Consider the following 14,146-nt stretch of genomic DNA (forward strand, 5'->3'; position numbering starts at 1 on the left):
CGGGGCGGCCGTCAGCGGTGGTCCCGCTCCGGGACGGCGAACTCGCACCACACGCACTTGCCGCTGCCGCGCGACTCCACGCCCCAGGTGTCGGACAACCGGTCGACGAGCATCAGCCCGCGCCCCGAGACCCCGGATTCCCCCGCCTCCCTGCGCCGCGGCAGGGCACTGGAGCGGTCCTCCACCTCCACCCGGAGCAGGCGCCGGGGACCGGACAGCACCCGCACGGTCACGATGGCTCCGCCGTCGGTGTGCATCAGGGCGTTGGTGACGAGTTCGTCCGCGGCCAGCTCGATCTCGTCGGCCCGCTCCCTCGCCCCCCAGGCCCGTACCGCGGCGCGGACCATGTGCCGGGCCGAGCGCAGCGCCTCGGGGTCGTTCTGGGCCACGTGCTGCTGGAGGCGTCCGCCCGCCTGCGGCGCGAAGGTGCCCTTGCGGCGCAGGAGCAGCAGGGCCACGTCGTCGTCCCCGCCGCGCTCGTCCACGACCTCGCAGAGCCGGTCGGCGAGCAGCTGCAGGTCGCGGGGGCCGTCGTGGACGAGGGCGGCGAGCAGGCGCATCCCGTCGTCGAGGTCGGCGCCGGGCTGCTCCACCAGCCCGTCGGTGTAGAGCAGCAGGGTCTGGCCGGGGTCGAGCTCGACGGTGGTGACCGGGTACTCCAGCCGGCGGAACTCCGCGGACAGCCCGAGCGGGAGCCCGCCCTGCACGGGCAGTCTGCGGGGGCTGCCGTCCTGGTCGCGGACGAGCGGGTCGACGTGCCCGGCGCGCACCAGCTGGACGACGCCGGTGGTCAGGTCCACCTCGGCGTAGGTGCAGGTGGCGAAGCGGTCGGTGTCCAGCTCGTGGAGGAAGACGGAGGCGCGGGCCATCACCGTGGCCGGGGTGTGGCCCTCGGCGGCGTAGGCCCGCAGCACGATCCGCAGCTGCCCCATGACCGCGGCCGCGTGGGTGTCGTGCCCCTGGACGTCGCCGATCACGGCGCCGACACGGCCTCCGGGCAGGGGGATGACGTCGTACCAGTCGCCGCCGATGTCCCGCCCGAGCCGTGCCGAGCGGTAGCGCACCGCGATCTGCGCACCGGCGACCTCCGGGATGCGGCGGGGCAGCATCGCCTGCTGGAGGCCCTCGGCGAGATCGTGCTCCTGCTCGTACAGGACGGCGCGCTGGAGGCTCTGCGCGATGCTGCTGCCGAGGGCGACCAGGAGGTTCCGCTCGTCGGAGGTGAAGCCCTCCTTGTCGCGGTAGAGCAGGCCGAGCGCGCCGATGGGGCGGGCCTGGGCGATGAGCGGGAGGTAGGCGGCGGCGGACACGCCCAGGCCCTTGATGTGCGGCCACAGGACCGGGTAGGAGGCGGCGAAGTCCTCTGCCGACTCGATGAAGCGGGGGGCGAGGGTCCGCACCACCTCGCTCATCGGGTACTGCTCGTCGACCCGGGTCCACCGGGTGCCGGGGACGAAGGACTCCTCCGGGCCCTCGGCGACCAGGTGGATGCGCCCGGACTCCAGGAGGCCCATCACCAGGCTGGTCGCCCCCAGGTGCTCCAGACCCTGCGAGCCGCGGAGCAGGGCGATGACGTCCTCGACGGTGCGGGCGTGCGCGAGGGCGGCGGTGGTGGACTCCACGACGCTGGTCTGGCGGCGGCGGTCGGCGTCGAGGCCCATGCGCGCGGCGGAGTCGGCGAGTTCCTGGGTGGCGTCCCGGACGATGCCGGTGATGCGCACCGGGCGGCCGCCCGCGTCGCGCCGGACGCGGGCCTGGGTGTGGGTCCAGCGCAGGCTCCCGTCCTTGCGCCGGACGCGGAAGTAGGCGCCGTAGTGCTCCGCCCCGCGCTTGAGCGCCTGGGTCACGAGGGTGTCCAGGCGGACGGCCTCGTCCGCGGGCACCCTGGGGGCGAGGCCGTCGGGCCGGCCGTTGAACTCCTCGGGGCGCAGGTCGAACAGGGCGAGACCGACGGGGTCGAGGTGCAGGAGACCGCTGCCCAGGTCCCAGTCGAAGGTGCCCATGCGAGTGAGACTCAGAGTCGTCTCCGCGCGTGCCGGCCAGTCGTCGGGAAGCGACAGGGCACCCGCTGCCCGATCAGCCATGCAGCCACTCTGCCATCATTTGCCGCTTCCCACGACCGGATCCGGTGCCCGGGCGGGTCACCCCGGGGAGTACCCGGAGGCGTAGGGGTCGGAGGCGGGCGGAAGCGGGACGTCCGGGAGGACGGGTGGGGCGTCGGGGCCGTCCGGCAGCGGGTCGGGGACCGGGGCGGCGTCCGGCTGCGGGGCCGCGTCCGGCTGCGGGGGCGGGACGTCGGCGGGCGGGAGGGGGTCGTACACGGGCGCGTCGGGGAGCGGCGCCTCGGGGGCCTGCCCGGCCGGCGCGGACCCAGTGTCGCCCGGGGCCGCGGGCGCCGGGACGGCCCCGGCGTCGGGCCCGGCGAGGGCGGGGTCGGCGAACACCTCCCCGGCGGCCACCGGCGGCAGCACCTCCGGCCGGGCGTCCTCCTCGCCCCCGGTGCCCGAGGGCCGCTCGATCCAGCTGCTGTCGGCGGTGCTCACGAGGAGCAGGCTGCTGACGACCTGCTCGGCGGGTTTGACGACGATCGCCTGGTCGGGGCGGTAGCGGTCCCAGGGCCGGCCGCGCGGGACGACGGCGCGTTCGGCGGGGACGGGCGGCCCCAGGGGGCTCGCGTCGGCGCAGCGCACGCGGGGGGCGCCGAAGTGGTCCACGAGCACGGCCGTCCCCGCCTGCAGGACGCCCTGGTGGGCGCGGTTGCCGCCGTCGGTGAGGCGGTGTCCGGTGATCCGGGTGTCGGCCCGCAGGACGACCGGTGTCAGGCCGCGCAGGAAGGCGGCGACGTCTTCGTGCTCGACTTCCGCCGCGGTGGCGAAGGCACGGCCCTCGGACCGGTCGGCGGACAGGTGGCGCGTCAGGGCGGGGACGTCGCAGCTCGCCCGCTCCGGCAGGCCGCCGTACAGGCCGGGGGCGGCGCCGGACAGCGTCCGCAGGGTGGTGCCCCCGCCGGAGGGGCTGGCGGGGGCGGCGGTGACGGCGGGCGGGGCGAAGGCGGGCGCGGGGACCGCTGCGGAGGGGGCGTAGGCGCCCGCGCCGCGGGCGCCGGCCGGCTGGAGGAGCAGCTCCTCCGGTCCGGGCGGGGCGTCCGTGCCACCGCAACCGGCGGCGAGGAGTCCCACCCACGCCGTGGCGGCCGCCACGGACAGTCGCTGCATCGGTGCGCGCACCTCGTTCTCCCTCAGCTCTGCGTCCCTCGCTCCGCCTGCGGCGGACGGCGGGCCTCCCGCCCGCGGACCGGCTCCCGGGCCGGGCGCACCGTCCACACCTCAAGTTCTGACGGATCTTCAGCCAGGACGCGACTTGAACGCGTTCAATCCAACCCGTAGGCTCACCGCCGAAAGCAGTTGAACACGTTCAACAGGGGGGTGGGGTGCCGTGTCGGTGCTGGTCAACCTGATCGTGATGCTCGGCATGCTGTTCGTGGTGCCGGCCGGGCTCCGCCTGGCGGCACCGCACCCGCCGACCGCCATTCGGCGGGCATGGCCGCTGTGCGCACTGGCCGGATCCGCCGCGCTGTGGCTGCCCCGGGGCACCGCTGCGGTGGCGCTCGCCGGGGTCTACACGGCGGGGACCCTGGCCCTCGCGGCCGAGGCGCCCCGGCGGCTGCGGCGGACCCGGTCGGCCGCGCCGGCCGAAGTCGCCGTGCTCACCGCCCTGCTCTCGCCCGCCGTGGCGGCAATCGCCCTGGTGGCCGAGCGAGGGGGCCACCGGCTCTTCGGCTTCGACCTGGAGATCCTCGCCCTGACCGTGCCCCACTTCCACTACGCCGGCTTCGCCGCGGCGCTCGTCGCCGGGCTGGTCTGCACCGCCACGGGCGGCCCCCTCGGGCGGTTCGCCGCGCTCAGCGTGCCCGCGGGCACGCTGCTCGTCCTCGTCGGCTACTTCCTCGGCGACGCCACCGAGCTCGCCGGGGCCGTGGTCCTGACGGCCGGGATGTGGGCGGTCGCCCTGCTGACCTGGCGCGACGTACGCAGCCGCGCCCGTGAGGCACCCACCCGCCTGCTGCTCGCCCTCTCGGCGGGGGTCCTGGTGGCCACCATGCTGCTCGCCCTCAGCTGGGCGCTCGGCGAGGCCACCGGGCTTCCGCACCCCGATCTGGCCTGGATGGCCGCAACCCACGGGCTCGGCAACGCACTGGGCTTCGCGCTCTGCTCGGTGCTCGCCTGGAGACGACTGAAGGAGACACCCGCATGACCACGCCCCCCTCCGCGCTCAGCTACCCCGAGGTCGGCGCGACCCGCGGCGCTCCCCTGCCGCGCGGCTACCTGCACCTGCACGTCGCCGAGCGGATCGGCCACGGCCGCGCCGTCTTCGAGGCCGCGGGAGCGGCGGTCACGGGCTGGGAGATGCACCGCGCCTCCGGGGCGCGGGTGGAGGCCTCGGCACCCCGGGCGGAGCCCGGGGTGCGGGTGCGGATCTCGCTGGGTGCCGGTCCGCTGCGGCTCACCGCCCCGTGCGAGGTGGTCTGGGCCGCGGACGGGCCCGATCGCACGGGCTTCGCCTACGGAACCGAGGCCGGCCACCCCGAGTGCGGGGAGGAGGCGTTCCTGGTGGAGCTGCGCGAGGACGGGGAGGTGTGGTTCACGGTCCGGGCCTTCAGCCGCCCCGCCGCCTGGTACACCCGCCTCGCGGGGCCCGCGGTGCCGCTCGCGCAGCGCCTCTACGCCCGGCGGCTGGCGGGGGTGCTGCGCCGGGCGGCGGCCGCCTGAGGGGGCGCGCTCCGCGGGCCGCTGCGCGGGGAGTCCTCCCCGGCCGCGATACTGGAGGCGATGCAGTGGTTCGGCGACGACGCCTACTGGTTGAGCCGGCTGGTGTTCCAGCGGGCCCTGGCCGTGGTGTACCTGGTCGCCTTCCTCTCCGCCGCCCTGCAGTTCCGGGCGCTCATCGGAGAGCGCGGGATGCTCCCGGTCCCCGCCCATCTGCGGCGGGTGCCCGCGCGGGCCGCGCCGAGCCTCTTCCGGCTCCGCTACAGCGACCGGCTGTTCGCGTGCACGGCCTGGTGCGGGGTGCTGCTCTCCGCCGGTCTCGCGGCCGGGGCCGCGGACCACCTGCCGCTCGCCGTCGCCATGGCCTGGTGGGCCGCCCTGTGGGCGCTCTACCTGTCGATCGTCAACGTCGGCCAGACCTGGTACGGCTTCGGCTGGGAGTCGCTGCTGCTGGAGGCCGGTTTCCTGGCGATCCTGCTGGGCAACGAGCGCACCTCCCCTCCGGTGGTGGTCCTCTGGCTGCTGCGCTGGCTGCTCTTCCGGGTCGAGTTCGGCGCGGGGCTGATCAAGCTGCGGGGGGACCGCTGCTGGCGGGACCTGACCTGCCTGGACTACCACCACGAGACCCAGCCGATGCCCGGTCCGCTGAGCTGGTGGTTCCACCACCTTCCCCGGCCGCTGCACCGCGCGGAGACGGCGGCCAACCACGCGGTCCAGCTGGGGGTGCCGTTCCTGCTGTTCGCCCCGCAGCCGGTGGCGAGCGCGGCCGCCGGGCTGATCGTGGTCACCCAGCTGTGGCTGGTGCTCTCGGGCAACTTCGCCTGGCTGAACTGGCTGACGATCGTGCTCGCGCTCCCGGCGGTGGACGCCTCGCCCCTGGCCGTGCGGAGCCTGCCGGACGCGCCCCCGTGGTACCAGGCCGTCGTCCTGGCCGTCGCGGCGGTCCTGCTCGCCCTGAGCTACCGGCCCGCCCGCAACCTGCTCTCGCGCCACCAGGCCATGAACCGGTCCTACGACCCCCTGCACCTGGTCAACTCCTACGGCGCGTTCGGCAGCGTGAGCCGGGTGCGCTACGAGGTGGTGGTGGAGGGGACGGACGACGCGGTGGCCGGCGGCGGGACGGTCTGGCGCGCGTACGGCTTCAGGGGCAAGCCGGGGGACGTGCACCGCAGGCCGCGCCAGTACGCGCCCTACCATCTGCGACTGGACTGGATGATGTGGTTCGCGGCCCTCTCCCCCGCCTATGCCGCGCCCTGGTTCCCGGGGTTCGTCGAACGGCTGCTGCGGGGCGACCGCGACACCCTGCGGCTGCTCGCCCGCAACCCCTTCCCGGACGCGCCTCCCGTGCAGGTCCGGGCCCTGCTGTACCGCTACCGCTACACGACGCGCGCCGAACGGCGCGAGACCGGGGCCTGGTGGCACCGCACACCGGTGCGGGAGTTCCTGCCGCCCACGCGGCTGCGCTGAGGGCGGGCCGGGCCGGGTCACGCCCGTGCCCCCCGCCCGGCGTGGGCGGGGGGCACGGCGGCGCAGTGCGGCTGGTCGTCCGGCTCAGTCGATGCCTTGCAGGATGTGCGGCTCGGCGAGGTCCTCCTCGTACCCGGCGAGCCTGATCGGAGCCGAGCGGGCCCATACCTCGAGACTGCCCAGTTCCTCGGTCTTGCCCGGCCTCTGGCCGCCGCGATCAGGCGGCCTCGTCTCATGCTTCACATCTGATGTCACCGCGCACTCCTCTGTGTCGCGAAGGGGAACAGGTCCGGTTGGGTCGCGGTGGCGCAGTCAACACGTGCGGGATCGCGGCCGGGTTGAGGACCTGTCCCTGGACGGCCGAGGGGGACTGGTGGATCCCTTGGGGGCCGCTCATTCCCCACAGACTAACCAAATGAGCGGCCCCATGCTCGATGGGGCCCGTTTCCCTGTCACATTCAGGCCAACGACCCCCTCCAAATGGACAACGGCCGGCGCGCCTGCTGGCGCACCGGCCGTGAAGAGGACCGAAAGAATGCGGACTATCCGACAAGAGGGGAACGTCCGGAAAGCCCGATCACCACTTGGACGGGGCGTAGTCCTTCAGGAAGCATCCGAACAGGTCCTCGCCCTCCTCGCCCCGCACGATCGGGTCGTAGACGCGGGCGGCGCCGTCCACCAGGTCCAGCGGTGCATGGAAACCGGCCTCCGCCAGCCGCATCTTGTCGGGGTGCGGACGCTCGTCCGTGATCCAGCCGGTGTCCACGGCGGTCATCAGGATGCGGTCCGATTCGAACATCTCCTGGGCGCTGGTGCGGGTGAGCATGTTCAGCGCCGCCTTGGCCATGTTCGTGTGCGGGTGACCCGCCCCCTTGTAGCCGCGGCTGAAGACCCCTTCCATGGCCGAGACGTTCACCACGTACTTGCGGCGCCCCGGGGCCGCGGCCATGGCCGGGCGCAGGCGGCTGATCAGGATGAACGGTGCGGTGGAGTTGCAGAGCTGCACCTCCAGCAGCTCGACCGGGTCGACCTCGGAGACCGTCTGGATCCAGCTGTTGCTGGCGTGGAGGTCGGGCACCAGACCGCCCGCGTCGATCGCGGTGCCCGCCTCGATGCGCGCGGGCGCGGCCGAACCGCCGACCAGGGCGAGTTCGGTGACCTGCTGGGCACCGAGCGCCTCGCTCCGGGCCGAGGGCAGGGCGGCCACCGTGTCGACGGCACCGCTGCCGAAGGTTCCGATCACCTCGGACGGAGGCAGCTCGCCCGCCGGAAGGGGCGCCGACTCGGCCGCCACCAGCTCGCGGTACGCCCCCGGCGAGCGGCGGACCGTCTGGGCCGCGTTGTTGATCAGGATGTCCAGCGGACCGGCCGCGGCGACCGAGTCGGCCAGGGCGACGACCTGGGCGGGGTCGCGGAGGTCGATGCCCACGACCTTGAGCCGGTGGATCCACGCGTCACTGTCGGGCATGGCCTTGAACCGGCGGATCGCGTCGTGGGGGAAGCGCGTGGTGATCGTGGTGTGGGCCCCGTCGCGCAGCAGGCGCAAGGCGATGTACATGCCGATCTTGGCCCGGCCGCCGGTGAGCAGAGCGCGCTTGCCCCTCAGGTCGGCGTGCGCGTCGCGGCGGGAGCGGTTCCGGGCGGCGCACTCCTGGCAGAGCTGGTGGTAGAAGGCGTCGACCTCGACGTAGCGGGTCTTGCAGATGTAGCAGGAGCGCGGACGGCGGAGTACGCCCGCGATGTCGCCGGCGGCCGTGGAGCTGGGCAGCAGCCCCTGGGTCTCGTCGTCGATGCGCTCGGCGCTGCCGGTGGCGGTCGCCTCGGTCACCGCCCGGTCGTGCGCCGTCTTCGCCGCGCGCCGCTCCTGGCGGCGGCGCTGCTTCACCGTGCGGTAGACACCGGCGGTGGCCCGGCGCACCGCGACGGCGTCGGGGTGGTCGACCTCCAGCCGGTCGAGTTCCTCGAGCACGCTCAGGCAGACGGCCAGCCGCTCCGGGTCGATACCCGGGCCGTGGGCCACGGGGCTGTCCTCTGTCAGGGTCATCGCCTTCGCTGTTCCTCGGTCACTCGAATGCCGTCGGCATGTCCAAAAGCGCGATTTTAGCGAGGGGGAGGGCCCCCTCCAAATGGCGTCCGTCACGGCCGGGCCGGCGCGGGGCGCCGGGGCGCCCGGGCCCGAGGACGGGCCGCGGCCGGATCGGGGGGGCCGGCCCTCCCCCGGGCGTCCGTCCCGGACTGGCCGAAATACGCAGGGCAGATGGCCAGCCGATTGGTACAGACCTCTCACGGAAGGTAATCGCTTACCCACAGGTGCCCCTTGACCTGCGGGGAGAGCGCCCAGCACAGCGCAAGCGGCAGCGCAGTCGTTTCCCGCCAGTTGTCACCGAGTCCACACATTCGAGGACCCCGGCGCTCCACCATGGAGCGCGTACCGGCCACTGCACAGGGGAGTGGGGCATGCCGGATGGGGGTCCGGCATGCCCCACCGGGGGAGGACGCGGGCCGGCCGCCGTGCGGACGGCGCACGGCGGCCGGCCCGCTGCCACCCCGGGGAGACCCGGGCCCCCCGGCGGCACACGTCCCCGGCGCCGGGGCGGAGACGGGCTCCGCCGGGGCCGTCACCGCCGGGCGCGCGGCAGGCGGGGGCGGACCGGATACTGGGGGATGAAGCGCACACCCCGCAGCGGGCCTCTCCCCCGGGGTGGACCGACCCGTCCGGTCGTGCCCGTCGAAGAGCCCACCCGCCGACTCCTCCCCTACTCCCGCGGCAGTACGGGAGAGTGCGTGCTCAGGAATGACGACGTGAACGCGGAAGGGGGACAGGGTGGTGGCCATGAGTTCCCTCGCGCTGTCCGTGCTCCTCTCGCTGGCCTCCGTGATCGCCTACGCCGCCGGGGCGATCCTCCAGGAGTACGTGGCCTCCACGTCGGCCTCCCGGGCCTACGCCCCGGTGGACCGGCCGGGCTGGTGGGCCGCCGTGGCCCTCAACGGCACGGGAGCGGCGCTGCACGTCGCGGCCCTCGCCTACGGGCCGCTGAGCGTGGTGCAGCCGCTGGGAGCGCTCACCCTCGTCTTCGCCCTGCCGATGGCCGCGCTCTTCGTCCGCCGCGGGTCGGGGGCCCGGGCCTGGCGGGGCGCGCTCCTGACGACGGCCGGGCTGGCGGGGCTCCTCGCGCTCACCGACGGCAGTACGGGCGTCACTCCGGGGAGCGGGGAGCGCGCCGTGCTCGCGGCCACGGCCTTCGGCACGGTGGCGCTGCTCTTCCTCGCCGCACACGGCGTGCACCGCCGCGTGCTGCGCGGCGTACTGCTGGCCACCGCCGCGGGGGTGGCGTTCGGGATCGCGTCCGTCTTCACCAAGACCGTCGCGGAGGACTGGGCATGGAACGCCCCGCTGCGGCACTGGCCCGCCCTGGTCGTGGTCGGCGTCCTCGCGGTGCTGGGACTGCTGCTGTCCCAGGCCGCCTACCGCGGCTCGGGACTGGCGGCCCCGCTGGCCACCGTGACCGTGGTCAACCCCGTCGCGGCGGCCGCGGTCGGCATCGCCCTCTTCGGCGAGGGCTTCCGGTACGGGGCCCTCGGGGCCGCGCTGGCGGTGGTCTGCGGAGCGGTCGCTGCGGGCGGGATCGTGCTGCTGACACGGGAGCGGCTCGGCGGCGACCGCCCGGGGCGCACGGGCGGAGGCCGTACGGCGGGCGGCGGTCGCTCACGGACGCCGGCCGCACCCGTGCGGGGTCCGGGCCGGAAGGCGGGGTCACACGCGGACGCCCCGGGACCTGAGGTAGGCGAGCGGGTCGATGTCGGAGCCGAAGCCCGGGCCGGTGCGGACCTCGAAGTGCAGGTGCGGTCCGGTGCTGTTGCCGGTGGATCCTGACCGGGCGATCCGCTGCCCGCCGGAGACCTGCTGGCCCGCGCGCACGTTGAGGGCCGACAGGTGGGCGTACTGGCTGAACCGGCCGTCGCGATGGCGGATGACGACCTCGTACCCGTAGGCCCCGGACCAGCCCGCGGAGACCACCGTCCCCGGCGAGACGGCCTTGACGGAGGTCCCGGTGGGGACCGGGAAGTCGACGCCGGTGTGGTAGCCCCGCGACCAGGAGCCGCCAGCCGTGCGGTAGGCGGTGGAGGGGCCGGCGGCCACCGGGGCGCTGTAGCCGCCGGCCTCGGGCGCCGGCTCGGCCTCGGTACGGGCCTGCTGCTTCGGGGCGGGCTTCGGCGTCTGCTGCTTCGGGGCGGGCTCGGGGGTCTGCTTCGGGGTCTCCTTCGGCTTCTGCGCGGGCGCCCGCTCGGGAGTCCCCTTCGGGGTCTGCCCGGCCGCCGGACGGTCCCCGGTCCGGGAGGCGGCGCGGTCCCGCGGCTTCGTCTCCGGCTCCGCGGACGGCGCGCGCAGCACCAGTCGCTGGCCCGGGAAGATGAGGTCCGGGTCCTCGCCGACGACCGTCCGGTTCTGCCGGTACAGGTCCTGCCAGCCGCCGCGCACCCGCTTGCGCTCGGCGATGCTCGACAGGGAGTCCCCGCGCGCCACCGTGTACCCCTCGCGCTGGGTGGGCACGGTGGTCGGCGAGGCCTGGGGAGCGGGCGCCGCCGGCCGGGCGGGGGCGGTGCGGGGGGCCGCGTGGGCGGCGGGAGCGGTGTCAGGCCCGCCCCCGCCGCGCGTGAGCCCCGCCCGCTCCGAACAGGTGGGCCAGGCACGCGGGCCCTGGCCCTCGAGGACCTTCTCCGCGACGGCGATCTGCTGGTCCCTGGTCGCCAGGTCGGCCCGGGGGGCGAACCGCGTGCCGCCGTAGGCCTCCCAGGTGGACTGGGTGAACTGGAGTCCGCCGAAGTAGCCGTTGCCGGTGTTGATGCTCCAGTTGCCGCTCGACTCGCAGGCGGCGACCTTCTCCCACGTGTCGGCCGACGCGGCGCCCGCGGCCCCCGCGGCGATGAGCGGGAGCGCCATCCCGGCACCGCCGACGGTGACGGTGAGCGACGCCCTGTTCAGGCGACTCGGCTGGTATCGGCGGTGCCGTCCGGTTCCGGCCATGGTGTGCTCCCCCATTACCCGTACGCACGCATGCAGGTCATGCCGCAGTCGGCAAACGTAGGGCGGGGGAACGGAGCGTCACAAGCGATTCGGCCGAGAGTGACCGAATACCGCCGTCCTCGGCCGACAGGTCACGTACGGTGCCCGTTCCGCGCCCCGGGGAGCGCCCCGGCGGGGGAAGGGCGCGCCGGGGGGCGCGGCCGCGGGAGGGCGCCGCGGCGGGGGCGGGCACGGGGCCCGACCTGACGGACGCCGGCCCGGAACCGGTGGGTTTCCCGGGAACGGGATGCACTTACCGGGCGGCGCACCGAAGATCGGTGAGTGGGCCGGACCGCCCTTACGTATGCACCGGCGCACGGCCGACCGGCCGCCCTCAGGACTTCTTCGGCTTCCAGGAGCACACCGATGAACGGAACCGCCCAGATCGGCGTGACGGGCCTTGCGGTGATGGGCCGCAACCTCGCACGCAACTTCGCCCGCAACGGACTCACGGTCGCCGTCCACAACAGGACGGCCGCCCGGACCCGTGCACTGGTGGAGGAGTTCGGCGGCGAGGGCGCCTTCGTCGCCGCGGAGTCGGCACAGGACTTCGTCGCCGCGCTCGAACGCCCGCGCCGCCTGGTGATCATGGTGAAGGCCGGTGAGCCGACGGACGCCGTGATCGACGAGTTCGCCCCCCTGCTCGACGAGGGGGACGTGATCATCGACGGCGGCAACGCGCACTTCGAGGACACCCGGCGCCGGGAGCGCCGGCTGCGGGAGCGCGGCATCCACTTCGTCGGCGTCGGGATCTCGGGGGGCGAGGAGGGCGCGCTGCACGGGCCGAGCATCATGCCCGGCGGCTCCGCGGAGTCCTACGCCTCGCTCGGCCCCCTCCTGGAGCGGATCGCGGCCACCGCCCCGGACGGGACGCCCTGCGTCACGCACGTCGGCCCGGACGGCGCCGGGCACTTCGTCAAGATGGTCCACAACGGCATCGAGTACGCCGACATGCAGCTGATCGCGGAGGCCTACCATCTGCTGCGCGCGGTGGCGGGCTACTCCCCCGCCCGGATCGCGGAGACCTTCCGCACCTGGAACACCGGTCGGCTGGACTCCTACCTGATCGAGATCACCGCCGAGGTCCTCGCCCAGGTGGACGCCGCGACCGGACTGCCCTTCGTGGACGTGGTGGCGGACCGGGCGGAGCAGAAGGGCACCGGGCGCTGGACCGTGCAGATCGCCCTGGACCTCGGCGTTCCGGTGTCCGGGATCGCCGAGGCGGTGTTCGCCCGGTCCCTGTCGGGCCACACCGCACTGCGCGAGGCCTCCCGCGGGCTTCCGGGCCCGTCCGCGGAGCCGCTCGGCGAGGGGGAGGCGGACCGGTTCGCCGCCCGGGTGGAGCAGGCCCTCTACGCCTCCAAGATCGTCTCGTACACCCAGGGCTTCCACCAGGTGCGGGCGGGGAGCGAGGCCCACGGCTGGGACGTCGACCCCGGTGCCGTCGCCTCGCTCTGGCGGGCCGGGTGCATCATCCGGGCGGCCTTCCTGGACCGCATCCGCGGCGCGTTCGAGGCGCAGCCGGACCTGCCCAGCCTGCTGTCGGACAAGCAGTTCGCGGAGGAGATCGGCGCCGCGCAGGACGACTGGCGCGAGGTGGTGGCGACGGCGGCACGCAAGGGCGTGCCGACCCCCGGCTTCTCCGCCGCGCTGGCCTACTACGACGCCCTGCGGTCCGAGCGGCTCCCGGCGGCCCTCACCCAGGGGCAGCGCGACTTCTTCGGTGCGCACACCTACCGGCGGACCGACCGCGAGGGGGCCTTCCACACCCTCTGGGGCGGTGACCGCTCCGAGGTCGCGGCGGACTGACCGCAGGGGCGGGCGGGGCGTCCTCGCGCGGAACGACCGCTGCGGGCGCCGCTGCCGGACGCGCGCCGCCGCGGGCCGGTCAGGCCGGGCCGGGCTGCGGCTCCGGGGGCGGGACCGGCTCGGGCGACGGACCCGGCGGCTGCGGGACCGGGTCGGGGGACGGACCGGGCACCGGCGACGGCGCGGGAACGGGATGCGGCAGCGGGCCGGGGTCCGGCGGCGGGCCCGGCGTGGGCGTGGGCACCGGCGGGGCGGGGTCGGGGTACGGGTGGGTCATGCCGTGCCTCCAGAGGACGTCGTGCGTCGTTCCCACTGTCCACCGGCTCGGGTTCCCACGCGCGCCGGATCCAGTCACGGCCGTGCGGACGACGCGTCGGCAGCGCCGGAGGCGGCCCGCACCGCGGCCCGCAGCCCGGACGCGGGACTGCTCAGCACCGGCAGTGCCGTACGGGCCCGCGCCGCGGCGTCCGCCATCGACGCCTGCGCCAGCAGGACCGCATCGGCGTCGCGCACCGCGTCGACGGCGCGGGCAACCGCGTCCAGGTAGCCGTCCCGGTCGCCGGAGGTGAACCGGGGCCACGCCCCGGGGACGAGGTGGGTCCGCAGCCGGGGGGCGGTACGGACGCGGGCCGCCTCCTCGCGGATCAGCGCCACCGTGGGTCCCACCGTGGCGGCGAGCGCGGCCACGACCGCGACCCGCTCCAGCCGGGCGGCGGCCGCCGCCATGGGCCGGTCCACGCGGAGCACGGGCACGCCGGCCCGTCCGGCCGCCGCCTCGGCGACCGCGCCGAGCGTGGAGCAGGTGCACAGCACCGCCCGGGCGCCGCCCGCCGCGGCGGCGGCGACGGCGCGCGCGACCTCGTCCGCGACCGGCCCCGTCCCCTCGCGCCGCGCCCGGTCCAGCAGGTCCTCGCGCACCAGGTGCCGCAGGGCCGCCCCGGGATGGTTCCGGTCGCGCAGCGCGTCGAAGACGGGGACATGGACCGGGGAGGTGTGCAGGAGGGCCAGCACGGCCGGGGCGATCACCGCGCCCGGCCGT

At 75.4% G+C, this 14,146-nt stretch carries 11 protein-coding genes; 5 read left to right on the plus strand and 6 right to left on the minus strand.

What is annotated here, in order from left to right; translation table 11 throughout:
* Window positions 1–11: 11 nt before the first annotated feature.
* Both NPS70_RS21400 and NPS70_RS21405 read right to left on the minus strand, forming a co-directional pair.
* The gene (locus NPS70_RS21400; RefSeq protein ID WP_256525984.1) at window positions 12–2,084 is read right to left on the minus strand and encodes a SpoIIE family protein phosphatase; all 2,073 of its coding nucleotides are present in this window, start codon (window positions 2,082–2,084) and stop codon (window positions 12–14) included.
* Window positions 2,085–2,141: 57 nt separating this feature from the next.
* A complete protein-coding gene (locus NPS70_RS21405; RefSeq protein WP_256525985.1) occupies window positions 2,142–3,215 on the minus strand; it encodes a DUF6777 domain-containing protein in 1,074 nt (357 codons plus the stop codon).
* Between the two features lie 220 nt (window positions 3,216–3,435).
* On the opposite strand from NPS70_RS21405, the gene NPS70_RS21410 reads away from it, so the two are divergent.
* The 3 genes from NPS70_RS21410 to NPS70_RS21420 are packed head-to-tail and all read left to right on the plus strand — an operon-like array spanning window position 3,436 to window position 6,233.
* Window positions 3,436–4,254: a YndJ family protein gene (locus NPS70_RS21410; protein ID WP_256525986.1), complete on the plus strand. Its 819-nt coding sequence runs from the start codon at window positions 3,436–3,438 to the stop codon at window positions 4,252–4,254.
* Window positions 4,251–4,769 carry a DUF1990 family protein gene (locus tag NPS70_RS21415; protein WP_256525987.1) on the plus strand — a complete coding sequence of 173 codons (519 nt, stop codon included), beginning with the start codon at window positions 4,251–4,253 and terminating at the stop codon, window positions 4,767–4,769. Before NPS70_RS21410 ends, NPS70_RS21415 begins: the two co-directional genes overlap by 4 nt.
* Before the next feature lie 60 nt (window positions 4,770–4,829).
* Window positions 4,830–6,233: a lipase maturation factor family protein gene (locus tag NPS70_RS21420; RefSeq protein WP_256525988.1), complete on the plus strand. Its 1,404-nt coding sequence runs from the start codon at window positions 4,830–4,832 to the stop codon at window positions 6,231–6,233.
* An 84-nt stretch (window positions 6,234–6,317) separates the two neighbouring features.
* Here the strand turns inward: NPS70_RS21420 and NPS70_RS21425 are convergent, their stop codons facing one another.
* Window positions 6,318–6,488 (minus strand): hypothetical protein, encoded by a 171-nt coding sequence (locus NPS70_RS21425; RefSeq protein ID WP_256525989.1) that lies wholly within the window; start codon window positions 6,486–6,488, stop codon window positions 6,318–6,320.
* 322 nt (window positions 6,489–6,810) lie between these two features.
* Window positions 6,811–8,277, minus strand: coding sequence for an SDR family NAD(P)-dependent oxidoreductase (locus NPS70_RS21430; RefSeq protein ID WP_256525990.1), 1,467 nt, complete (start codon window positions 8,275–8,277; stop codon window positions 6,811–6,813).
* A gap of 789 nt (window positions 8,278–9,066) precedes the next feature.
* On the opposite strand from NPS70_RS21430, the gene NPS70_RS21435 reads away from it, so the two are divergent.
* Window positions 9,067–10,107 (plus strand): DMT family transporter, encoded by a 1,041-nt coding sequence (locus NPS70_RS21435; RefSeq protein ID WP_256525991.1) that lies wholly within the window; start codon window positions 9,067–9,069, stop codon window positions 10,105–10,107.
* Here the strand turns inward: NPS70_RS21435 and NPS70_RS21440 are convergent.
* The gene (locus NPS70_RS21440; RefSeq protein ID WP_256525992.1) at window positions 9,988–11,259 is read right to left on the minus strand and encodes a transglycosylase family protein; all 1,272 of its coding nucleotides are present in this window, start codon (window positions 11,257–11,259) and stop codon (window positions 9,988–9,990) included. The two genes, NPS70_RS21435 and NPS70_RS21440, sit on opposite strands and share 120 nt — an antisense overlap.
* A gap of 405 nt (window positions 11,260–11,664) precedes the next feature.
* On the opposite strand from NPS70_RS21440, the gene gndA reads away from it, so the two are divergent.
* Complete coding sequence (gene gndA, locus NPS70_RS21445) at window positions 11,665–13,107, plus strand: NADP-dependent phosphogluconate dehydrogenase (RefSeq protein WP_256525993.1); 1,443 nt, start codon at window positions 11,665–11,667, stop codon at window positions 13,105–13,107.
* Window positions 13,108–13,458: 351 nt separating this feature from the next.
* On the opposite strand, the gene NPS70_RS21450 is transcribed toward gndA, so the two are convergent.
* On the minus strand, window positions 13,459–14,118 hold the full coding sequence (locus NPS70_RS21450; RefSeq protein WP_256526128.1) for an aspartate/glutamate racemase family protein: 660 nt from the start codon (window positions 14,116–14,118) through the stop codon (window positions 13,459–13,461).
* Window positions 14,119–14,146 lie beyond the last annotated feature (28 nt).

The sequence above is a fragment of the Streptomyces sp. C10-9-1 genome (assembly GCF_024497955.1).
GTDB lineage: Bacteria > Actinomycetota > Actinomycetes > Streptomycetales > Streptomycetaceae > Streptomyces > Streptomyces sanyensis.